Consider the following 23,406-nt stretch of genomic DNA (forward strand, 5'->3'; position numbering starts at 1 on the left):
TGAATTATATCACTATAGCTATTTTTCCAGAATAAGTTTTTAAGCAATTTAAAGAAAAACGGAGGTATTCCACAAAAAATACTTATCTTATAAAGTTAGTAAATATTTTGTCTTCTCTTTTATTCTCTTCTACGGTACCTTCCCCTGCCTTAACAAGCTTCAATAACCATGCCATATTTTTACCTAAAACGCTCATGATTTGCATTCCCTCTTCATCTTGTAGTGCTTCTCCAGGTGCTGTTCCATTGATTACATTCCAATAATTAGATGTAGGCATTAACATTTCAGAATAATTTAAATAATTATTTAGCTGATTGAACACAGGAACTCCTCCAGCTCTTCTTACAGCCACAACACTTGCTCCAACCTTATGTCTAAGCATTCCTTTATTAATGGATGTAACATAAAATGCTCTGTCTAAAAATGACTTCATTGTACCTGGTATTGCAGCATAATGTACAGGTGATCCCAAAATAATCCCATCAGCCTCTTTCATTTTTTGAATCCACTCATTAACTTCATCATTTTGCATTACACATCTTTCATTCATATTTCTGCTACATCCACCACAATCCATACATCCACGGATCGTCTTATTGCCTACATGAATAATCTCTACCTCTATATTTTCTTTCTCCAATTCTGCAGCCACTGCCTTTATTGCCTCATAAGTATTTCCATTCTTCTTTGGACTTCCATTAAAAGCTACAACTTTCATAATTAATACCTCCACACACTTTAATTTAAAATCATGTGCTTATTATATGATTACGCAAATTAAGCCACAAGTACGCACTTTTTAGTTAGATGACTTACCTTTTAGTAAGATTTATTGCAATCTCTATATTCTAAGCACAAATTAAATTTATATTATTATAGATGGGCCACTTAATAATTAAGCTTATATTTTCAAATTCTCCTCTCAGAACCTAGAGGAATTTTAAAAATAAACTTCAGACTAAAGTGTTTCATCTTTAGCAAACTCTATGTATTTTCATCAATGAATTTGCTATTATAAGTTCAGTTGATATATACTGTAATTCTAATTACTATTAAGTTAAATTAGACTCTGTTTAATATTATTGTTGAAATTAAGAGATTTCTAAAAGAATTATATTTACCAACAAATTGGACTATAAGATTGAAAGTAGGTAGTTAGTTAGATGATTAGTTATAATGGCAAAAAATATGTTTGCTTATTAGATTTTGCTATGGATTTTATTAGAGGTAAGTGGAAAGCTGTTTTGCTTTGTCATTTATACGATGAGCCTAAAAGATTTCTAGAACTTCAACGGATGACTAAAGGCATAAGCCAGAAGGTGTTGAATGAAAAGCTTAAGGAATTGGAAGTTGAAGATTTAATCGATAAGAAGGTTTATGCAGAAATCCCTCCAAAGGTTGAGTATTTTCTTACTGATAAGGGAAAAGACCTAACTAAAATTATTAAAGAAATTGAGTCTTGGTCTATTAAATATTATCCTCATTTAGATGAAGAATGTAAACAATCGCATACTGCAGACTAACTTTAATATAATAATTATTAAAATAAAAGCATCGTAAAATCCTATTTTTTGAATTTTACGATGTTTTAAACCGTTTTAAATTATGGAGTTGTTAAAGCCCCGTGTTAAAATCAGGTAATTAGCCATCCGATGTTTTAATTATTTCATCCAATGGCTTGGGCGTACTAACCTCAGTGGAAGACTTGTACTAGCATCTCCCCTTGCTGCATTTATCTGTGCTTGGTTAAGAAATATTGTATCTACAAGATTAGAACCACAAAAATCAGCATCTCTTAAATCTGCTCCTATTAAATCCGCACCACTCAAATCAACACCTTTAAGATTTGTAGCAATTAAACATGCGCCTCTTAAATCTGCTCCTATAAGCTCCATATTCCTCATATCAGCACCGAAATAATCAAACCTTTTAGCAGTTGGCCGTTTCTTTTTACTGTTGTATTTCTCTTTACTTTTAGCATTATTGCGCACCATTTCACTGGTATTTCTAAGAAATATGTTGACCTTATTTCTGTGAGCCTCTATATCGAATTTTAAAAGACCTTCCGCATCCAGAAGCGTAATTTCCTCTGTTCTATTAATCAATGCTCCTATTTCTTGTTTTATCTTACTCTCATTGTGAATATTAAAAGCTTCTGTAAGATACCATAACATTTCATGAAGCTGTCTCATTATTAAAAAAGCTTCGAACATTTGCTTAGATGCTTCAGGTACTTGCCGCCAGTCTTTTCCTTTATAAGTTACTTGAGCTATCTTTTGACCGGCACCAAAACATTCATATGCAGTACAGCCTTTAAGTCCCTTATTTCTAAGACTCGTATGTACAGAACAAGTAAAGTCCTCCTTTAAGTTTATACAAGATTTACCTGCGTCTTTATTGGTTGGGAAACCATCTGAAGCTGAAAAGTACAAAGCTATACAGCATAATCCGAAACAGTTTTTACAGTCAGCTTTTAGCTCCCTATTAAGTTTGTCTTGATCTATATATAACATATTTATTTACCTCATATTAGAAAAGTGTAATCAATTTTTCACTTTAATATTATATCATACAAAATATACTTTTCAGTTAAAGTTCTTACAAAAACAATGAAACTTGCTGTGGTTTTGAACTAATACTTATATTTTTTTAAAAATAAAAAGCAAAAACATCTCACTACTTATTTTGAATAGCGAGATGTTAAAAGTTTTATATATTAATAATTAGATTTTTTAAGCAACAAGTTCTCTTCTTCTTACATAAATCCTAAAGACTATTTCTTCTATAGCAGAAAATAAACTCGTAGTTATTAGATATAATCCAAGAGCAATAGGAGCTTTAAAAGTTATTATTGCACTCATTAGACTGGATACTAATATGTTAGTCTTACTAATTTTAGCCTGAGTTGTTATGCTTAGAAATGGTACATAAGGTAGTAAGTTTGGAATTAACACTGTTATAACATATGCAGTAGGTATAATAAAGAAATTATCTGCCATTTTTAAACTTGCTACCCAAGGAACAAGCATAGTTGCTGTGCTCATTGGCATTTTTAATATCACATTGTACAATGCAAAAAATATAGGTAGTTGAAGAAAGCTCGTTAAACATCCTAGCATGCTTTTTGAATTTTCCTGATAATATTTTTGTGTTTCACTTTCTAACTTTACTTTATTATCCTTATATTTTTCTTTTATTTCCTCTAGCCCTCTTGCAAGTTTTTGCTGTTCCTGCATTCCAAACTTCTGTTTAAAAGATAATGGCATTAACACTACTCTCACCGCTAATGTAAGAAGTATTATAGCTATACCAAAATCCCCTGTTATATTAAAAAAATAACCTAGTATCGAATTTAATAGATTTGAAATGATGTTCATAATTTCCCTCCTAATTATTAAAGTATATTAAGATACATCACTTCATCTAAAAAAGCTCACAATACCGCCAAATATCATATTTTTCATAGGAAAAATAGTTTTCTTTTATCATAAATCTAGAAAAGTCTAGATATTTCGAACATGTCCTCTTTATGTAATTATACTTAAACTTTCTAATGCAGTTCCTTGCTTCTCTAATTGTATAGGCAATAAAACCTATAAAGAATATTAGAATAAGGAATACATGTATACTGTTCAATAATTCCGCTCTCATAAAGTTACCTCGTCACTAAATTATATATGAATTATACCACTTTATAAGTTATTATCAACCACGTTTGTAATATTTAATAATTTCTTTATATATTCTTAAGCTTGAGTTCTGACTATTTCCTTAATATGAGCCAAGTTATTGTATCGCAAGAGCTTGTATTATTGGTACAAATAAAGCTTTCTTTTGTATCTTTCAATATAAAAAAACTAAAAAGTGTGATTAGCTTATCACACTTTTCATAGCCTTACCTTTTTCACAATAGCTAGTGTCATTTACAGATTCAACTGTAAAGTTTCCATCTTTATATATTATCTTTGATATGCTTGAATTATCCATATTTCTTAAATCAAAGCTTTTATCTAAATAGTTTATAACTAGTCTAATTATCCCTCCATGAGATACTACAAGTACATTTTCATCTCGATCAGTTAAATTTTCTAGGCAAATCTCTTTTAAAGCTTCCATAATTCTTTTTAATGCTGTGTCATGATCTTCTGCCTCCTTTGTTTCATCTAAGGCAGCAACTGAATTTACATATTCTTTTTGAAAATCATATTTTTCTACTGCTTCTTCAAAGGAACTTACCTTAAGGTAGTTAAGTATTGCATTGAACTTAACATGTTCAAGCTCTCCTTCAAATTTCCCAAAGTATACTTCTCTTAATCCTTCAACCTCTCTTAATTCTAAAGTGTCACTGGCTCTATTTTCCTTGATTACTATCTTTGCAGTCTTTGTAGCTCTACCTAAGTCACTGCTGTAAACAGCCTTAAATTTAACATCACTTACCCCTAATCCAACATTTACAGCAACTTCTGTTCCTTCTTTTGTAAGAACCCCATCACACCAACCTTGTACTCTTCCAGCCTTGTTTAAAATAGTTTGTCCATGTCTCATTAAATATACAGTAATCTTTCCCACTTTTTTATCGCTCATTTTTTCCCTCCATATTAAAAAATCGCCGAAGCGACTTTCTTAAGTAATTTTTTTCGCATCTGCCTTTCAAAATGTATAAAGAAACTTACAGGTGCAACATTCTTCTTTTCTTATTCTTTAACTTATATTATGTTTTAAGAATATTATGCATTCCTATCCTCAAATCTATTTAAATTATAAATTTTAGCAAAAAAACAAACTCTTTTTCATTTATCTTTTTCATCGTTTACTAGCTCGATAAATTTACTTTTTCTTTTATTGTACATCATCATTAATGATCTCAATACTTCATCATCACTATAGTTTTGTTTAACTTCAAGTTTAGCCTCAACTATAGAGATTTTCTTTATTAGCATTTCTAATATAAACTGTGTATCCTGCAATAATTGAAGCATAATTATATCTTTTTCGTGATTCTTGTTATAATCCTCATAATTTCCATCAACATTTTCATAATTAAATTCAATCATTCTATATCTCCTAAATATTAATTACTTAATTATATTTAAAAATAACTATCAAACCCATTTCTCTAATCCTTTGTTTTAAAGTTTGGTAGCCTTAAGACTATTGAAAGAAAATTATAATCTTTTTGTTGTCACTAGCCTAATCCCTGAATTCATTTCTTCAATAGTAAGATGCATTATTCCAGAAATATAATCCTCTCTATAATCCTCTGCGTATATGATTTTAGGTCTAACATTCTCTGGAATACAATTAGAACAATATTCATTTATTAAGTCTAAATTATGTTCTTCAAATGCATCTCCTCCTATTACAACATACTCTGGGTTTACTATACAACTTAGATTTCCTATAGCCATTGCTATCGCACTTGCATACTCATCATTTGTATGTTCTCTCATTACTGCATCAAATAAGTTATCTCCATTGCCCAGTTGAAGAAAAGATATTTCTCCAGCATAATTTGAAAAGCCTCTGATTAGCATTCCATTAGCTATAATCCCTGATCCAATACCAGTGGTCATAAAATTGATATAAATCATATTCAAAAAGTTAGAAGAAGCTCCATCTTCTTTAAGATGATTATTAGCAAAACCAACAACAATTGCATTAAGATCATTTTCCATAATCACTGGAACATTGTATTTCTTTTCAAGATAATCCTGAACATTAAAGTTATGCCACTCTTCTAATTTTGTACCTGTAAAAAGGCGTCCATTAGCTACCGCTGCAGGTACCCCAATACCAATACATTTTATTGAAGCAAACTTATCTATTAAGCATTTCAAAACTTCTTCCACTGCATTAATTTGTTTAGTATCAGCGATTTCTACTCGTCCTTCTTCTAATATAGCTCCAGCTGAATTACCCACTGCATAATCTATGTATTTATTCTCAACACATAAAGCAACTGCCAGAGAATAATTAAGATTAAGAGTATATCTCTCCGCTCTTCTACCTCCACTAGACTCATCGTAACCTTGATTTTGAACTTCACCATCTTCTACAAGCTTACTAAGTATAACTCCAACAGTAGTAAGACTTATTCCGGTTTCTTGTACTAATTCTGCTTTCGTTGCAGATTCCAAGTTTTTCAAAGCATTTTTGATTATGTCACTATTTAATCTCTTTAGAATATTAGGTCTTCCAGAAAGTTCACTCATTGAGTTCTCCTAAATCTTAATAACTAATAACTTTAAAATACATGTCCTTTTTTCACATCAAGTTTATCAAAATGGTTTGTCCTAATTAGAATAATTAACGCAACTACAAAAGCTGCAGTACCTAACATATAAATCATATAACTATTTCCATATTGATATACAATTCCAAATGCATACCCAAATATAGCTCTTCCAATGGACATTGCAGCATTGAACAAAGTAATTGCAGTACCTAAAACTGCTGAATTAACTGAATTCCTAATATAAGTCAAGTTTCCAACTGTCACCATTGCTACCCCTAAGCAATGAACAACGCTTACTGCTAAGAATGCATATTGATTATTAGAAAATGAATAAACTCCGAATCTTACTATCATTGAAATAACAACTAAGATGTAATATTTCTTAAAACCTATCTTATTAATAACCTTAATGGCAACCATTAAAAATAACACTTCTGGTAGCACTGTTATAAAAGTCATCCAGCTAATTAATGATTTTGTGCCATGTAGAGTAGAAACTAGATGATTTCCAGCATAACTCATTGCAGAGTCTACTACTACTGTTGTAAGAATAGCAATGCACAAAATAAATATGTAATTTTTATTGGCCAATAATTCTTTAAAGCTACTCTTTTGCAATTTATCTTCTTCTCGTTCTTCTTTGTTTCCGTTTTTAGGAAAAGTAAAACTAATTGGAATAGCTATAGCTAATAAAAAAGCATAACTAGCAAAAATAGGTCCATCTAATCCAAATTTATCTGCTAAGAACCCAACTGCCATACTGGCTAGCATATATCCGAGTGACCCCATAGCCCTAATGGCGCCATAATTACCACCACTTTCATGACAATACTTAGTAGTTACTGTATCTGTCATAGGTATAGTGCCTAATCTCATTGTTTCTAGACCAATTGCACAGAATATTATCATCGGGTATGTTGCTGCTTTATGATATAAAGCCACCATCACTAAAGCTCCAGCAAGAGACACTCTTAATAAAGCATTATATTTTCTAGTTTTATCGCCAACTACTCCCCAGATAGGAATCACAGTAAATCCAACAACTGAGCTCAAAGCTGCAATTAATCCAATCTGAGAACCATTTAATCCAACACTTTTTTCTAAATATACATTTACATATGGCATAAAGGTTCCAACAGCGCCTAAATATATAAAATAGAATGCTTTAAAACTTAAACTAAAACGATTTTTCATTGGTTGTCCCCACTCTCCAAACTTATTACGCAAACTTTTAAAAGTTTATGTAATAAGACTAGCATACCACCTTATATTAATCAATTATCGTTTCAAAACTTGCATACTCTTTTCTATTTCTGAAAAACATCATTTTAAGACTAACTTCTTTTCACATTTTTTTCTATATATAAGTAAAACACCGTAGCTATTTCTAGTACGGTGTTTTATATAATATTCAATTAGCATAAAGCTTATTAAATGAATAACTGGCTAAGATATAAAAACATTCTTATCATATGACTTTTTACACAAAAATTACATTAAGTATTTAATATGATAAATGCTTCTTCTATTTATGGAACTTGCCATCAGCAACTTTCAAACATAAAGTCCACTCAATTTATTTTTCTTGATTCCACCTATCAGCATTTCTAAAGATATTTAATATGTTTACAACTAATATTAAAACAAGTGCTGTTATTCTTGCTGTATTGTTATCTTCTCGTATACCAATAAACAAAATTATGGCTGATATTATTAACAATAAGATTGCTGATATTAATAATATTTTTTTCTTCATACTTCTCCCCTCATTTAGATTGATAAAACCATAATTAAAAGCTTATAGGCTCTACCCTTATCAATTATAATTATTATACATAATATATTTATATTATCTTCAATAATATGGTATGTAATAAACTACCAAAGTCTTTTAATTTATTTTTTTGTTTTAAGCCATTAAAGGGACGCCATTTTCAGGCCTCCCTTTATCATATTTTGCATATTATATATGGATGTACCACTTCATATTTTACTTTTAATGATTGACGTGTTTCATCTTTATTATCTTACTTGGCTTATAAGATTGCAATTGCCCTAATAGGCGCTCCATCAGCATTCTCATATTTTAAAGGAAGTGCGCATAGCGTAAACAATTCATTGCCAACTTTCTTTAAATTAGTCAAATTTTCAATAACAACTATTTCAGTTTCAGCAAAAAGTTTTTTGTGCAAGGTTAAATTATTATCTGCAATTGGATCTATACCAATTACATCTAAACCAACACCTTTCTTTTTACTTTTTATCAAATAGTCTGCAACCTCTTCAGTAATATAAGGATATTCTCCAAAATAGTCATCTGAACCCCAAAACTCATCCCAACCTGTTCTAAACAATATAAACTCTGCCTCATCAGCTTTTTCTTTCACATCTTCAATATACTTTATGGTGATTTTCTCACCTTCCTTTAAATCACTGCAATCAATAACTAATGCTTTTCCTACAAATTGCTCAGCAGGAAATGAATCTAAAGTAGTTTTTTTATCAAATATATGAGCTGGCGCATCCATGTGAGTTCCTGTATGAGAGAACATCGTTAATAATGTTTCCTTAAAACCACTTTTATCATATGTGTTTACAACCTCTAATTTAGGTTCATCTGTACCCGGATATACTGGCATTCTTTCTGAAATTATATGTGTTAAATCAATTACTTTCATAGTTTAATCTCACTTTTCATAGCTTCTATAGTTCAATTTCTAAGATTCCTTCTAACTCAGGAATGGATATAATAGTCCCCTCATTTATATAAGTACTAAAACCGTTATTTTTATCTGAAACTATACTACTAGCCAATACTGGAATTCTTCTTTCCCTTACAAATTCCTTTAGCTCTTTAATTCTTTTTTCATAATTCTCATTAGTGAAATGATAAATAAATAATACAAAATCTAAATCTTTTGTTTGTATAGATCTCCAATGTTTAAAATCCATACAAATAAAAATCTTAAATTTCTTATTAAACATTTGAAAAGTTTCATGTTCTTTCCCAGCTTTTATTCCTTGCGTTTCTTCTGTTGAATCCGGAAAAACCTTAATTTGTTTTTTATCTTCAGGTAGGAATTCACAACAGTTATAAACTTCTTCATTTATTTTTACTAAAGAATTAGTCAATAATAACTTCCCTACAGGTATATTCAAGTTTTTCTTTGCTACCTCTCCTTCAATTATCCACTTATCTACATCAACGTTATCTTCTGAAACCAATGAACCTGTAAAAGCATACTCTGGTAAAATCAATAAATCTCCCTTACTTGAATCAATCAACTCTTGTATGTGTGCAATATTATTTCTAATGTTACCTCTTTCTATTTTAGGCTGTAATAGTGAAACTTTCATTTTATTTCTCCATTCATTTAATATTTTTATATAATCTAACTTTCAATAACCCCCACTTTAATTATTAGTTTATTTTCTACTTAATATTATTCTAAAAAATATAATAAACCACTTACTACTTTCCAGTATTCAATGAAGAGATCCTAACTGCTATAGCGCGTCCATTCCACTCTCCTTCAATTCCAAGCTCTTTTGGCGAAACATTCTGATAGTGTCCTTCCATACCGTCTATTTTAATATTTCCATCTTGTGATATAGTTACAATAGTATATAGCCCCTCTTCATAAAGTACTAAATCTTTAATAAAAGGATACTTTTGATGTATATCCTCAGAATAAGTAAAATGCTCGTACTGTGGTCCAAACCAAATATAAGACATTGCATTTACTCCAAAATAATATGTATCTCCAATCTTTCTTATAGAGTCTGCATGATCATGGCCATTTAAACAGATTAGTACTCTTTTCTCAGTTTTATTTATATCATTGATTAACTGTTGCACTTCATTACGGTTATGAACTCCTCTTTTCATAAATTCATTTTCAAAACTATGATGAGAAAGTATAACAAAGTAAGGGCATTCTTCTTCAAGTTCTTTCTTAAGCCAATTTAACTCCTCCTCGGGTAATACTGGATAAATTCCAGTAGAAGAATCATAATTGTTTTTACAATATGGTACATACTCTCTGTCATACTGCATAAAGCAAGTATCCAAAGCAATAAATTTTATATCACCATACTTAAAGGAATAGTAGCTATCTTTCATACCAAAAAATCTAAGTACTTCTTCTCTAGCACATGAATCTGAATCATGATTTCCAATTAGGCTATAATAAGGCTTACCTGTCCTATTAATTATATCTAGTAATATATAATTTTCTTTTGTGGCTTTGCAAAAATCTCCTAGATTGACGATAAAGTCTATATCTTTTCCTCGCACATCAGCTAGGAAATTCTTTAATCTTCTTTGTCCATCGTGAATATGATCGTAATGCAAATCAGTAAAGACTGCAAACCTTACCTCTTTCATATAATTCTCCTATTACCTTTATTTAATGTCTAACTGATATATAAACTAATAATCTTGATAATAATATTTCATTTATATAAGTTCATCTATTCTTCTCCATCGATTAATAGCCTATAATATCCTTACTTCAACACTTTTCATAAATAAAACTTATTAAAACTTATATGTATTAACCTTTTATAATTTTTTATAATAAAAAGTAGCTTCATGAAGCTTACCGTTAATTGACTCTGCGTATTCAGGAATTTTCCCAACTTCTATATACTGAAGTTTTTTTAATGCTTCTACTAGTTTTTTAAGATGCTAAATTACTCATATAACTTAGAAAATGGATCATAACTGCTATCTTCGTTCCAAATATACTCTATCCTTCGACTAGTATCCAATGCTTTTTCTTTACCTAAAAGATCTTCTATAAATCCTAAGGTCATATCCATACCAGCAGATACTCCAGAAGATGTGTAAATATTTCCGTCCTTCACCCATCTTGCCTCTTTTACCCATATAACTTTTTCATCTTGCTCTGTTACCCACTTATAGGCTTTTTTATTTGTAGTTGCTCTTTTGCTATGTAGTATTCCTGCTTTAGCAAGTAAAGCTGAACCTGTACAAACACTAAGCGTATATTTAGCAAGTTTATGTAATTCTTTAATTAAGGAAATAAAACTTTCATCATCAACATTTTCTCTTGTACCATTGCCACCTGGTACAATTAAAATTCTTTCTGAGTCTTTCTCTTCTCTATATAAATTAGTTTCAACTCTTACCTTTTGGGAGCTTTCAGTGATTCCTCCATCTATTGATATGAAATTCAACTTAAATATATCAGGAAGTTTACCAAGTATTTCAACAGGACCAAATACATCCAAGGTTTCAAAATCATCAAATAAAAGTACATCAACTAAATAAATCATTGTTTTTCCTCACTTTGTTTTTGATATATTACCAACTAAACTTATGTTTCATATATTTTGTTTAAGTCTATAGGTCACTTAAGTCAAAATAGTTCTCTAGCTTCACAATAAAATTTCTTAATCTAAAGTTCAACTAATCATATTTGTACTATACTCAATACGCATTTATTAACATACCAAAAATCCAACTACGCTCAATATAATTTTAAACTTTATTATTTAAAGCCTTGCTATCGAAATTTAAAAGAATCTATTGAATTATTTCGTATCTTTCTTCAATTAATGATTTCACTGCGTTTTCTATATCCTTATTCTTGATTAGTATATAATCTGTATCATAGGTGGAAACAGCAAAAATACTGATGCCTTTATTTGCTAATATTGAACTAATTGACGAAAGTATACCAATCAAAGAAAAATCTAACTGTCCTTCAATCTTTAAGATCTTCCAATCTTTTTCACAATTTATATTGTCAGGAATATTACCTTCATGGCACACGATAGATAGCTCATCAGTTGTTTTTGTTATAGAAAAAAACTCTCCCTTTTGAGCCCAAGCAGGTATAAGCTCATTTTTATCTAATCTACAAACTCCATACGTATCTTTTAATAATATCATGGTCAATATTTTTTCTATCATCTTCTTTACGTCCTTTCTTCATAAACAAATTATTATACTTTTTACTAAGTAGTGCCAAACATGCAAGTTAGAATGTTTTTCTCTATAATTCTACTGCTTTTAATTATTATTTTGATTAATGCTTAAATTTCTATATACTAAATCATCTCTTCCTTCAAAACCAATAGATTTCCAAAATCTATTTCCTACATCATTTGAAGCAAAAGCAACAAGTGCAACTTTATTTATTTCTTCTTGTCTTAAAGCTTCAAGCACAGCTTTAACTAAAACTTTTCCAATTCCTTTACCCCGATATTCACTGCTCACTGCAGTATGATAAATATATCCTCTTCTTCCATCATGGCCACACAATATTACTCCTACAATTTCATTTTCTGCCTTTGCAATAAAATTAGTTGTAGGATTTCTTTTTATAAATTTATTTATTCCTTGAAAGGAATCATCTAAGCTCCTTATCCCCATACCAGATGTGTTAGTCCATAGTTTATATACTTTTTCATAATCATCAATAGTCATTAAACTTATATCCATAGCTTGCACCCCAAAACTAATATTTAAATGTATTTTTCAACCATCAAAAGATATTTTATATACACAATATACCATAAAATCATTCATTTATAGATACTATTATTCTTATTTAATTCAATTTTATGACAGAGCTCATTTTTAGTGCTCCACTATAAAACCTTAGTATCTTATTTAGGTATAGATATTCCATTTCCATGATTCAAAAATATACCAAAAATCATTTTAACTATTAATGGTGTTTTACTTTATAAATAGATTTGGTACTTAGGTGATACATCTTTAATAATAGGCGCTGTTAAAGCACCGTGTTGAAATTGATTGGTTAATCATCCGACGCTTTAATGAGCTTACGCAAAGAATTAATATGATTTTTTCATATTTCATGGCTAAAACTGTAAACTCACTACGTTCGAACAGTACAGTTTCTTAACGCCATTCCATCTTAAAAAATCATTTAATTCTAGTTGCTCGCTCATATAGCGTCTCCTGTATAATCAATCAATTTCAACAATACTCTTAAACATAGCCTAATAATAAAATACTAAATGAACATACTAAGCTTGGAGGTGGTTTTATGAAAAGAACAAAATCAAGTGAACATGATAAAGTACTTACTTCTTCTTCAACATCTGGTTCTTTTGGCTTATCAACTTCTTCAAACTTAACTGTTGAATCTTCAGACATTGAAGGTGATGGAAGCGATTCATTAATACCAGAATTTCTCAAAGATAAAAGTTGGTCTTCAAAAACTACTGCGACCTTTGATGATAATGATGAATAAGTAAAAGTAAAGACCATGCATATGAATGGGTATATCCCTCAACTTATGCATGGTCATTGACTTCCATAATATTAAATTTACTTATTGATATCCATATTTTATTACTATAATTGCAATATTTGTTTTTATATAGAATTCCTGGATTAACTATCAATTTATACTTGTACGAAAATCCTCAGAAGCAGCTATTTTCCAACAAGTATAAAATAAGTTTCGCCACAGGAACCCTTTATTAACAAACTACTTCATATACTTTTCAACAAGTTCATAGCATCTACTTTTTGTAGTATTTGCTAAAGAATAAGTATGTTCTACCGGCTCCAACGTGCCTCCTTTTACTCTTGCTGAATCTTCTTCTGCTTTTTTATCCCTATAGGATATCCATTTTACTTCTTCATCCTGCAATGCCTTCATCTCACTTTGAGATAACTGTGTCTTTAGCATGCCATAGATTTCATTTAAAGCCTGATCCCATTGCTTATAGGTTTCACCAGCTGCATTCCGCATATCTAAAGTCGTAGACGAATATTTAGGATCTTCTAAATATTTAAGACTTTGTTCCACTTTATCCAATTTCTCTTTGTATTGTTGCTTATTATTTTTCTGTTTTTCATTTTCTGTATCAGTCGCTGAAGAATCAATTTTTTTCTTCAAGTCATTGATAGTATTTTTTTGCGTATTATTAAGCTCTTTGTTATTTAGCTCGGTTATAAGCTTATTTGCATCCACATATTTTTTTTCATTAACCAAAGCCTCTAACTTACTAATACTACTGTTTATTTCCTCGTTATCATTTATCTTATTACTTTCTATATTGTTTTTTGAAGAATCATTAGATTCTTTACTTCCATCATTACTTTGACATCCTACTAAGGTTAATGCTATGGCAAATACTAAAAAGCTTATAATTTTCTTCATATTTATTCCTCTTATAAATAAAGCTTATTTTTCAATCTTCTTAATCTTAAATCCTTTATCTTTTTTAGGCGCAGCCATTCCAGTCTCAAAAATAACATCAGTAAAACTATTAAAAAATCCTATTATAATTCCAAATCCCACAACACCTAATTTAAAGAAATCTTTTATTAAAACAGATAAGACTATTGTTATTAAAAAACTAATATTTCTTATAAGTGCCTTTCTTTTTAACTTACTCACTACTTTTTTGATTGGTTTAAACAACTGTAATATACTTTCATCAAGCACACTAAGGATTATATAAAATATAATACCTGATGCAATCGCTGCTACAACACAATATAAAAACTCATAAAAAAACTCCATTGCTTATTCCTTTCTAGCAACTTTATTTGAAAATTATTCCTTTACTTGATTATATAATTAATAACTATATAGTTCAACCTACTTTAATCTCAATTTAGCTGCTCTATAATATGTATTCACAATATATATTTATGTTCCATATATTGAGATATAAGAGAATTTATAAAACATTTTTTAAACTTTAATTTACACATAGTTAAAAAGGAGAGAATCCATGATATTTTTTCTATCCGCCTTACTTTTTAGCCTATCTTCAAATCTAGATAACCTAGTTATTGGGATGGCTTACGGCATAAAAAAAATCAAGATATATTTCTTCAATAACCTTGTAATAGCTGGTATTACTACTACAGGAACTTTTTTATCAATGTTCCTAGGATTATTTATCTCAAAATTTCTATCTAATTCCATAGCAAATAAATTGGGATCCATGATAATAGTTCTTTTAGGCGTATACTTCGTTATTCAAAGTATAAGAAAACTTGTAAGTGATGTTAATTTAAAAGATTTGGCTTTAAAAGATATTAAGGATATGGTACAGTATGCAGAAAAATCTGATACTGATAAATCTGGTGACATAAGTGCTAAAGAATCTATTCTTGTTGCTCTAGGCTTAACCTTTAATAACTTAGGTACAGGCATAGCAGCTAGTATAACAGGTATAAGTGTCCCCTTAACAACTGTATTAACATTCATATTAAGCATTGTTACTATAATGTTTGGTCAAGCATTAGGTAGCAGTATAATAGGAAAACTTTTCGGAAAGTATGCTCCACTAGTATCTGGGATGTTACTTATAGCACTCGGTATAATCGAATTTATAAATTAGTACTTTCAAAAATAAAAAAGACTTGCATCCATCTCCAGATCATCCCTACAAATATCACTATCTGTAGACTGGGTTAAAAGCAAGTCTTTAAATTATACATATTAATTATTGATATTTTTCGGATTTCTTATCTCTTTCCATAAGTCCACTTACTGCTTCATTTGGACTCAGTCCATCAAAAAGTATTCTATGAAGAATATCCGTAATCGGCATATCAACATCAAGTTTTTCTTTTAATTCATAGAAGGCTCTGCAGGCTTTAACCCCTTCAACAACCATTCCTACTTCTTTTTCTGCTTCAGCAAGACTCTTACCTTGACCAATCAGTATTCCAGCTCTTCTATTTCTAGAGTGCATACTTGTACAAGTTACTATAAGATCTCCCATGCCTGTCAGTCCAAAGAAAGTTTCCATCTTTCCGCCAAGCTTAAAACCTATTTTACTTATCTCCATCATACCTCTAGTCATAAGAGCTGCTTTAGCATTATCTCCGTAACCTATACCATCACAAACTCCAGCTGCTAAAGCTATGATATTTTTTACTGCTCCTCCTATTTCTACACCAACAAGATCATCATTGGTATATATTCTAAGGTGTGGAGCCATAAATAGGTCCTGCACTTTTTCAGCAGATACCATATCTTTAGAACTTGCAACTAAAGTAGTTGGGTATTCTAAGGCAACTTCTTCTGCGTGAGAAGGTCCAGATAAAACTACTATTGGATTATTAAGCTCCTGCTCTATTACTTCCGATAATCTTAAATCAGTACCTTCTTCAATTCCTTTAGCTATACTTACAACCACAATATCCTCTGGAAGCTTTCCTTTTAGTGATTTGCAAGCATTTCTTATAACATGGGAAGGTACTGCAAGCACTAAACATCCTGTATCTTTAAGTGCTTCTTGTAAATCGTAATAGGCAGTGACATTTTCAGGAATGTGTAACTCCTTAATGTATCTATTGTTCGTTCTTTCGTTGTTTATCTCGTCAACAACCTCTTTATCTCGGTCCCAAATAGACACTGTTACACCCTTTTTGGCCAGAAGAATTGATAAAGCTGTTCCAAAGCTTCCTCCTCCTAAAAAAGTCACCTTATTCATACTTTTATTCCTTCCTTTCTCTATACTCTATTTCTAAGCCTGTTCCCTTAAAATCAAAGCTCTCTCTTAGCTGATTTTCAAGATATCTTCCGTAAGAAAAATGTAAAGCATTGCTGTCATTTACAAAGAATATAAATTTAGGTGGTTTATTTGCAACTTGAGTTGCGTAATATATCTTAAGTCTCTTAAGTCCAACTACAGGTGGCTCTTTCATAAGTACCGCTCTATTTATAACATCATTAAGGATCCCTGTAGAGATTCTCTTTGAGTAGTTATCATAGCAGCCCTTAGCCATCTCTAATACCTTATGCACTCTTTGACCAGTTAATGCTGATATAAATAAGAAAGGTGAGTAGGATAAGAACTTTAAGCTTGATTGAAGGTCTTTCAGATAAGTATTCATTGTCTTATCATCTTTTTCAATCAAATCCCACTTATTTACTATAACCATTATAGCCTTGTTCATTTCATGAGCAAAACCTATAATTTTTTCATCTTGATCAGTAACACCTTCTTGAGCATCAAGCATAAGTATAACTACATCTGCTCTTTCAATTGAAGCGTAAGTTCTTATAACACTATATCTTTCTATTTCTTCCTTAACCTTGCTTTTTCTTCTAAGACCAGCAGTGTCAATAAGTATAAACTTTCCTTCATCTGTTTCAAGGTAACTATCTATAGAATCTCTAGTAGTACCTGGAACATCACTTACTATAACTCTATCTTCACCTAGAAGCTTGTTTATAAGAGATGATTTACCTACGTTTGGTTTACCAACCATAGCTATTCTTACATATTCATCTTCTTCATCATCTGTTCCAAGATCTTTGAAGTGTTCTACTACTCTGTCAAGCATATCTCCAAGAGCGAGACCTTGAGTCGCTGATATTGTTATAGGATCACCTATACCTAAATTATAGAACTCATAAGCATTAGCTTCATCTTTTAAATTATCAATCTTGTTTACAACAAGTACAACAGGTTTTTTACTCTTTCTAAGCATTTGAGAAACTTCTTTATCTGCAGCTGTAAGTCCTTCCTTACCATCAACGATAAACACTATAACATCTGCAGTTTCAATTGCTATTTGTGCCTGTCTTCTCATTTGTTTTACTATAATATCTTCACTTTCTGGCTCAATACCACCTGTATCTATCATAGTAAATTTGTAATTTAACCACTCAGCCTCTGCATAAACTCTATCTCTAGTAACTCCAGGTGTATCCTGTACTATAGATATTCTTTTTCCTGCTAATTTATTAAACAATGTAGATTTACCTACATTTGGACGTCCAACTATAGCAACTATTGGTTTTCCCATGTTTATTCCTCCTCACAATATGTGTTTATAATTTGTATCAAGTCTTCTCCAGTGTAATCACATACAATGACTTTCACATCTAGCTGCTCTTCAACATCTTTTATCTTTAGATCATCAAGCATTATCTTATCCTGAGAATCACCTAGTTCATAACCTTTTCTGAACATATTATCAGCCATTATAAGGTATGGTGCTTCAAGGTTTTCTTTTAGCTGATTTATAATATCTTTACCAGTTAAAAGTCCATTTACTGTAATAGTTTCTCCAAAGAAATGATTTATAACTTTATAAACATCAATTTTTATATTATTGTTTTTATTCATAATGCTATCTGCTACTTTTTTTACTTCATCATATGCAGAAGCACCTGTAGCAATAGCGAAATGGCCATTTATATTGTCTTTTAGTTCTGATATATCTCTGTCGATGGTATTTCTAAGCATTCTTATAACACCTACACCATCTTCAATTTGCTGATATCCATCGTAGAAATCTTCGTTAGGTATGTCATAATCACTTAAAACATAAAACTCGTCGGATAATCTCACAAAAGGTGAACCTATCTCTTTCATGAACTTCTCTTGAAGCTTCTCTACCATCTCAATTTCTTTTCTTGCACTGTCACCATCAAAAATATCCAATTTTGCAAGTCCTTCTCTATGTTTAGTTACCCCGATAGGAACTGCAGCTATATTTTGAATAGAAGGATATAGCTTATATAGGTCTAAAACGGTCCTTTGAAGCTCTTCAGCATTGTTAACACCTGGTACAACTACTATTTGAGCATTCATTTCAATGCCAGCCTCTGCTAGTCTCTTAAGCCTGTCATAAACATTACCTGCAAATCTGTTATTTAACATCTTAACTCTAAGCTCTGGATTGGTTGTATGTACTGATACATTAATAGGACTTATTCTGTATCTTATTATTCTATCTATGTCACAGTCCTTCATATTTGTTAAGGTTACAAAGTTACCTTGAAGAAATGAAAGTCTTGAGTCATCGTCTTTAAAATATAAAGTATCTCTCATACCCGTAGGTAATTGATCTATAAAACAGAATATGCATTTATTGGAACAGCTTATTGCCTTATCCATTATAGAAGCCTCAAATTCTACGCCTAAGTCTTCGTCATATTCTTTTTCTATTTCATAAACCCAAACTTCACCGTCTGGTTTCTCTACTTCTACATCTAAGTATTCCTCTGCCATCAAAAACTTATAGTCTATAACGTCATTTACTTCTGTTTCATTTATCGAAATTAGATAATCTCCCACTTCAATTCCTAATTCTTCTGCTATTCCGCCAGGAAGAATCTTCGCAATTTTGTTTTTCATTTTTTTCACTCCTGAAAAATACTTCAATATGTAATATACCCTATTAGCCCTTAGTAGTCAACAATTAACGCTTCATGTACATTTCCATGTAATTCTAATTTTCCAACATTTATAGAATAAAAACTCTATTCATTATAAATTTTGTCCATTTTTTTAATAAGTTATATATTATCTGAAAAATTATTATTAGAAATCATTTAATTCTTATATAGAGGTACTATATAGCATATATATCCTAGCTACTCGATTCTAACACCATATCTTAATTATATTTTTTTGCGCATCTGCCATTCAAGATTAATATCAGAAAAATTTACAGATGAATACTTCTTTCTCTATATCTATAAAAACTTCTAACCCCATTGAAATATCTATATTTAATGACAATAACAATTCTACAATTTCATTTACAGTAAAAAATAGCCCGAATATCCTCAAGGAATTCAAGCTATTTTTATATTTAATAATAATATATTTATTAAATACCCTATTCACCATAGTTAAATTGTTAACTACATAACTTAAAATTAAACTGTTTATTTGTACATGTAAAAAAGTATACATATCAAATATTAAATAATTATACACTACTCTTTAACTAATTACTTATAGATACTACTTGATTATTATTCATTAAGATCAACAAAGTTACCAGTAACAAGGTAGATAGTCCACTCACATATATTAGTAACGTGATCAGCTATTCTCTCTAGATACTTGCATACAAATAATAATTGACTTGCTTGAGTCACTGTTTCATGATGAGAGTTCATATATGCTAAAAGTTCAGTAAATACCTTCTTATACACAGCATCTACTTCATCATCCATCTTACAAATCTCATAAGCTTTATCTGAATCTCCTTCTATATAAGCATCTATAGAAAGCTTAATCATTTCTTGTACAACTGATGCTATCTTTGGTATGTCTATTAACTTCTTAATATACTTTTCATCTTTAAGTCTTCTTGTTATCTTTGCTATATCAACTGCATGGTCAGCCATTCTTTCAAGATCTGTAACTATCTTTGTGGTTGTAAAAATATTTCTCAAATCTTTTGCTAGAGGCTGCTCCCTACCAATTAACTTTATACACTTGTCTTCAATTTCTCTTTGAAGATCATCTACTAAATCGTCACCCTTTATTATTCTTTCAGCTAATTCCACATCCTGATTGACTAAGGATTCAACTGAACCGTGTATTTGTTTTTCTACAATGCTTCCCATTTTTATTAGATCATCATGTAAAAGCTGTAGACCATAATCGAAAGATGTTCTTGTCATTTATATCACCTCATAAAGTAATTTTAACCGAATCTACCTGTTATATAATCTTCTGTTCTCTTATCTCTTGGCTTATAGAATATGTCATCTGTTTTTCCGTATTCTACTACTTCTCCTGTTAAGAAAAATGCTGTATTATCCGCAATTCTTCCAGCTTGCTGCATATTATGAGTTACAATTATAACAGTATATGTCTTTTTTAGTGTATCCATTAGTTCTTCTATTTTATTCGTTGAGATAGGATCAAGTGCAGAAGTTGGCTCATCCATTAAAAGAACTTCTGGTTCTACTGCAAGAGTTCTTGCTATACAAAGTCTTTGCTGCTGACCGCCTGAAAGACCTAAAGCACTTTTCTTTAATCTATCTTTTACTTCATCCCATAGAGCTGCTCCTCTAAGACTTTTCTCGATTATTTCATCTAACTTAGCTTTATTTTTTATTCCGTGAATTTTTGGCCCATAAGCTATATTATCATAGATGGACATTGGGAATGGATTTGGTCTTTGGAAAACCATTCCTACCCTTTTTCTAAGCTCTATTTCATCAAAGTCATTATAAATATTTCTGCCTTCGAAGAATACATCTCCTTCTATTCTAACAGAATCTATAAGATCATTCATCCTATTCAAGGTTCTCAAGAAAGTTGACTTACCACAACCAGAAGGTCCAATAAGTGCAGTTACAGTATTTGATTCTATATCAAGGCTTATGCCCTTAAGTGCATGATTATTTCCATAATATAAGTTTAAATTATTCGTTGAAATTATTGACATGTTGTATCCTCCTACTTACCACTATAAGACTTATAAAGTGCATTACCTACTAATCTTGAAATAATATTAAATAAAAGCACCATTATTATTAAAACTGCTGAAGCACCATTTGCGATTTGAGTAGCATCAGGCACTGAACCTTCTGATTTAAGTTTCCATATATGAACTGCTAATGTTTCTGCTGGTCTGAATAGATCATATGCAGACATCCTATCAGCAGAACTCATACCAAAAAGCGAAAATCTACCAAATTTAAATAAAGGTGCACTCATACCTGCTGTATATAAGAAAGCTGCTGCTTCACCAAAAATTCTTCCTGCAGCCAGAATAATTCCTGTTAATATTTGCGGCATAGCATAAGGAAGAGTTATCTTTCTTATAGTTTGAAATCTTGTTGCACCAAGACCAACACTTGCCTCTTTTACTTTTTTTGATGCTTCTCTTATAGCATTTTCACTTACTCTTGTCATCGAAGGAAGGTTTAATATGCTAACTGACAAAGCACCAGCTAAAACAGAATACTTCCATTGAGCCAACGTAACAAATACTAAAAGTCCAAAAAGCCCAACAACGATCGAAGGAAGTGAAGACATAGTTTCTATACATAATCTTAAGAAATTAACGAATCTTCCTTGTCCTGCATATTCTGAAAGATAAATACCAGCACCTAGTCCAATAGGAACTGTAATTATAAGAGATACAATTAACATATAAAAGGAGTTAAATAGCTGTGGTCCAATACCACCGCCTGCTGCTCCATTTTTAGGCTGACCGAATAAGAAATTAAAGCTAATCATGCCAGCCCCCTTGTATATAATATAACCTAAGAAAGCTATTAAAAGCAAAACTATTGATACAGAAATTATATAAAGTATTGAAGTTGCTATTTTATCTGCGGTTTTTGCCTTCATTATGCTTCACCTCTTCTTCCTATTTTTCTAACTATAACAATAAAGATAAAGGATATTATTAATAGCATCAAAGCTAATGACCATAAAGCATTATTCCACTCAGATCCAAAAGCTGTATTAGCCATATCCATTGTAAGTACGCTTGTAAGCGTAGTTGTTGATTGAAGAAGATTTGTTGGAAGCTTTAATGTATTTCCAATAACCATTTGAACTGCAAGTGCCTCACCAAAAGCTCTAGCAAGACCAAGCACTACCGCAGTAAGAACTCCACTCTTTGCAGCTGGAACAACAACTTTATATATGGTTTGCCATCTAGTTGAACCTAATCCATAAGCAGCTTCAATATAATCGTTAGGTATAGTCCTAATTGCATCAGATGATAGTGATGCAATGGTTGGAAGAATCATTACACTTAACACTAAAATACCTGCTAGAAGACTTGATCCATCACCATGAAAACTATTTCTTATTATTGGCACAAGTACGCTTAAACCAATCCATCCATATACAACAGATGGTATTCCAACGAAAAGCTCTAAAGCTGGTTGTAGAACTTTCTTACCATACTTTGTAGATATCATATTCATAAAAATCGCAAGAGATATTGCAATTGGTGTACTCACTATAACTGATCCTATAGCAACTGCTGTTGACCCTAAAATTAACGTCAAAGCACCAAATTGAGGTGAATCTGCATTTGGTGTCCACTCTGTACTAAATAAAAACTTAAATATAGAATATCTATCTTTTATGAACAAATTTAATCCTTTTGACGCTATAAAAAATATAATGGATAGAGTCAATACCACTATTAAGAGCCCACAAAACACTGCAAAACCTTTGCCAATATATTCAGATTTTAATTTTTGCCAAAAACTTCTTTTTTTCATAACTCTTCCCTCATAATATTTATTGTTGAATATCATTCATCTAATATTTATTGATTAAACACTTCATAATTAAATTTATATTTTCGGATTGAAGTGATTCATCTTTACAACGATTTGAAAATTATCATTATGCTTATTAGAACAAATTTTATTTACTAATTTCTTACTCTTAATTCATAAGAATTTTAA

Annotated in this window: 26 protein-coding genes; 3 read left to right on the plus strand and 23 right to left on the minus strand. The window is 30.7% G+C overall.

Going from position 1 to position 23,406, the window contains the following annotated elements:
* Window positions 1–82 precede the first annotated feature (82 nt).
* Window positions 83–718 (minus strand): flavodoxin family protein, encoded by a 636-nt coding sequence (locus tag OCU55_RS10290; RefSeq protein WP_261852232.1) that lies wholly within the window; start codon window positions 716–718, stop codon window positions 83–85.
* A 445-nt stretch (window positions 719–1,163) separates the two neighbouring features.
* Here OCU55_RS10290 and OCU55_RS10295 point away from each other — a divergent pair, with 445 nt between their 5' ends.
* On the plus strand, window positions 1,164–1,523 hold the full coding sequence (locus OCU55_RS10295) for a winged helix-turn-helix transcriptional regulator (protein WP_261852233.1): 360 nt from the start codon (window positions 1,164–1,166) through the stop codon (window positions 1,521–1,523).
* 138 nt (window positions 1,524–1,661) lie between these two features.
* Here the strand turns inward: OCU55_RS10295 and OCU55_RS10300 are convergent, their stop codons facing one another.
* From OCU55_RS10300 to OCU55_RS10360, 13 genes are all read right to left on the minus strand, one after another.
* Entirely contained in the window at window positions 1,662–2,513 is an 852-nt protein-coding gene (locus tag OCU55_RS10300; protein WP_261852234.1) for a pentapeptide repeat-containing protein, read from the minus strand.
* Between the two features lie 219 nt (window positions 2,514–2,732).
* Complete coding sequence (locus OCU55_RS10305; protein WP_261852235.1) at window positions 2,733–3,377, minus strand: YidC/Oxa1 family membrane protein insertase; 645 nt, start codon at window positions 3,375–3,377, stop codon at window positions 2,733–2,735.
* 493 nt (window positions 3,378–3,870) lie between these two features.
* Window positions 3,871–4,584 (minus strand): histidine phosphatase family protein, encoded by a 714-nt coding sequence (locus OCU55_RS10310; protein ID WP_261852236.1) that lies wholly within the window; start codon window positions 4,582–4,584, stop codon window positions 3,871–3,873.
* A 206-nt stretch (window positions 4,585–4,790) separates the two neighbouring features.
* Window positions 4,791–5,054, minus strand: a complete 264-nt coding sequence (locus OCU55_RS10315) for a hypothetical protein (protein ID WP_261852237.1) — start codon at window positions 5,052–5,054, stop codon at window positions 4,791–4,793.
* A 111-nt stretch (window positions 5,055–5,165) separates the two neighbouring features.
* Window positions 5,166–6,212: an ROK family protein gene (locus OCU55_RS10320; RefSeq protein ID WP_261852238.1), complete on the minus strand. Its 1,047-nt coding sequence runs from the start codon at window positions 6,210–6,212 to the stop codon at window positions 5,166–5,168.
* Window positions 6,213–6,244: 32 nt separating this feature from the next.
* The gene (locus OCU55_RS10325; protein WP_261852239.1) at window positions 6,245–7,429 is read right to left on the minus strand and encodes an MFS transporter; all 1,185 of its coding nucleotides are present in this window, start codon (window positions 7,427–7,429) and stop codon (window positions 6,245–6,247) included.
* Window positions 7,430–7,811: 382 nt separating this feature from the next.
* Complete coding sequence (locus OCU55_RS10330) at window positions 7,812–7,991, minus strand: hypothetical protein (protein WP_261852240.1); 180 nt, start codon at window positions 7,989–7,991, stop codon at window positions 7,812–7,814.
* 280 nt (window positions 7,992–8,271) lie between these two features.
* Window positions 8,272–8,913, minus strand: a complete 642-nt coding sequence (locus tag OCU55_RS10335) for a cyclase family protein (protein WP_261852241.1) — start codon at window positions 8,911–8,913, stop codon at window positions 8,272–8,274.
* 25 nt (window positions 8,914–8,938) lie between these two features.
* Window positions 8,939–9,592: a carbon-nitrogen hydrolase family protein gene (locus OCU55_RS10340; RefSeq protein WP_261852242.1), complete on the minus strand. Its 654-nt coding sequence runs from the start codon at window positions 9,590–9,592 to the stop codon at window positions 8,939–8,941.
* Between the two features lie 115 nt (window positions 9,593–9,707).
* Complete coding sequence (locus OCU55_RS10345) at window positions 9,708–10,622, minus strand: metallophosphoesterase family protein (RefSeq protein ID WP_261852243.1); 915 nt, start codon at window positions 10,620–10,622, stop codon at window positions 9,708–9,710.
* Between the two features lie 308 nt (window positions 10,623–10,930).
* Entirely contained in the window at window positions 10,931–11,536 is a 606-nt protein-coding gene (locus OCU55_RS10350) for a DJ-1/PfpI family protein (RefSeq protein ID WP_261852244.1), read from the minus strand.
* A 250-nt stretch (window positions 11,537–11,786) separates the two neighbouring features.
* Entirely contained in the window at window positions 11,787–12,176 is a 390-nt protein-coding gene (locus OCU55_RS10355; RefSeq protein WP_261852245.1) for an ACT domain-containing protein, read from the minus strand.
* Window positions 12,177–12,275: 99 nt separating this feature from the next.
* A complete protein-coding gene (locus OCU55_RS10360) occupies window positions 12,276–12,707 on the minus strand; it encodes a GNAT family N-acetyltransferase (protein WP_261852246.1) in 432 nt (143 codons plus the stop codon).
* Window positions 12,708–13,281: 574 nt separating this feature from the next.
* Between OCU55_RS10360 and OCU55_RS10365 the strand changes: the two genes are divergently transcribed.
* Window positions 13,282–13,488: a hypothetical protein gene (locus OCU55_RS10365; RefSeq protein ID WP_261852247.1), complete on the plus strand. Its 207-nt coding sequence runs from the start codon at window positions 13,282–13,284 to the stop codon at window positions 13,486–13,488.
* Between the two features lie 240 nt (window positions 13,489–13,728).
* Here the strand turns inward: OCU55_RS10365 and OCU55_RS10370 are convergent, their stop codons facing one another.
* Both OCU55_RS10370 and OCU55_RS10375 read right to left on the minus strand, forming a co-directional pair.
* Window positions 13,729–14,406, minus strand: coding sequence for a lysozyme inhibitor LprI family protein (locus tag OCU55_RS10370; protein ID WP_261852248.1), 678 nt, complete (start codon window positions 14,404–14,406; stop codon window positions 13,729–13,731).
* A gap of 24 nt (window positions 14,407–14,430) precedes the next feature.
* Entirely contained in the window at window positions 14,431–14,772 is a 342-nt protein-coding gene (locus OCU55_RS10375; protein WP_261852249.1) for a hypothetical protein, read from the minus strand.
* Window positions 14,773–14,986: 214 nt separating this feature from the next.
* Between OCU55_RS10375 and OCU55_RS10380 the strand changes: the two genes are divergently transcribed.
* Window positions 14,987–15,601 (plus strand): manganese efflux pump, encoded by a 615-nt coding sequence (locus OCU55_RS10380; RefSeq protein WP_261852250.1) that lies wholly within the window; start codon window positions 14,987–14,989, stop codon window positions 15,599–15,601.
* A gap of 105 nt (window positions 15,602–15,706) precedes the next feature.
* Here OCU55_RS10380 and OCU55_RS10385 read toward each other — a convergent pair whose 3' ends face one another.
* The 7 genes from OCU55_RS10385 to pstC all read right to left on the minus strand — a co-directional run bounded on the left by OCU55_RS10385 (window position 15,707) and on the right by pstC (window position 23,217).
* Entirely contained in the window at window positions 15,707–16,702 is a 996-nt protein-coding gene (locus tag OCU55_RS10385) for an NAD(P)H-dependent glycerol-3-phosphate dehydrogenase (protein WP_261852251.1), read from the minus strand.
* A 4-nt stretch (window positions 16,703–16,706) separates the two neighbouring features.
* On the minus strand, window positions 16,707–18,023 hold the full coding sequence (gene der, locus OCU55_RS10390) for a ribosome biogenesis GTPase Der (protein WP_261852252.1): 1,317 nt from the start codon (window positions 18,021–18,023) through the stop codon (window positions 16,707–16,709).
* A gap of 2 nt (window positions 18,024–18,025) precedes the next feature.
* The gene (locus tag OCU55_RS10395) at window positions 18,026–19,360 is read right to left on the minus strand and encodes a DUF512 domain-containing protein (protein WP_261852253.1); all 1,335 of its coding nucleotides are present in this window, start codon (window positions 19,358–19,360) and stop codon (window positions 18,026–18,028) included.
* Window positions 19,361–19,986: 626 nt separating this feature from the next.
* Entirely contained in the window at window positions 19,987–20,643 is a 657-nt protein-coding gene (gene phoU / locus OCU55_RS10400) for a phosphate signaling complex protein PhoU (protein WP_261852254.1), read from the minus strand.
* A 23-nt stretch (window positions 20,644–20,666) separates the two neighbouring features.
* Entirely contained in the window at window positions 20,667–21,416 is a 750-nt protein-coding gene (gene pstB / locus OCU55_RS10405; RefSeq protein WP_261852255.1) for a phosphate ABC transporter ATP-binding protein PstB, read from the minus strand.
* A gap of 11 nt (window positions 21,417–21,427) precedes the next feature.
* Window positions 21,428–22,327 carry a phosphate ABC transporter permease PstA gene (gene pstA / locus OCU55_RS10410; RefSeq protein ID WP_261852256.1) on the minus strand — a complete coding sequence of 300 codons (900 nt, stop codon included), beginning with the start codon at window positions 22,325–22,327 and terminating at the stop codon, window positions 21,428–21,430.
* Window positions 22,327–23,217 (minus strand): phosphate ABC transporter permease subunit PstC, encoded by an 891-nt coding sequence (gene pstC / locus OCU55_RS10415; protein WP_261852257.1) that lies wholly within the window; start codon window positions 23,215–23,217, stop codon window positions 22,327–22,329. Before pstC ends, pstA begins: the two co-directional genes overlap by 1 nt.
* Window positions 23,218–23,406: the final 189 nt, after the last annotated feature.

Origin of the sequence: Clostridium folliculivorans (assembly GCF_024341905.1) — a bacterium.
Classification (GTDB): Bacteria; Bacillota; Clostridia; order Clostridiales; family Clostridiaceae; genus Clostridium_AR; species Clostridium_AR folliculivorans.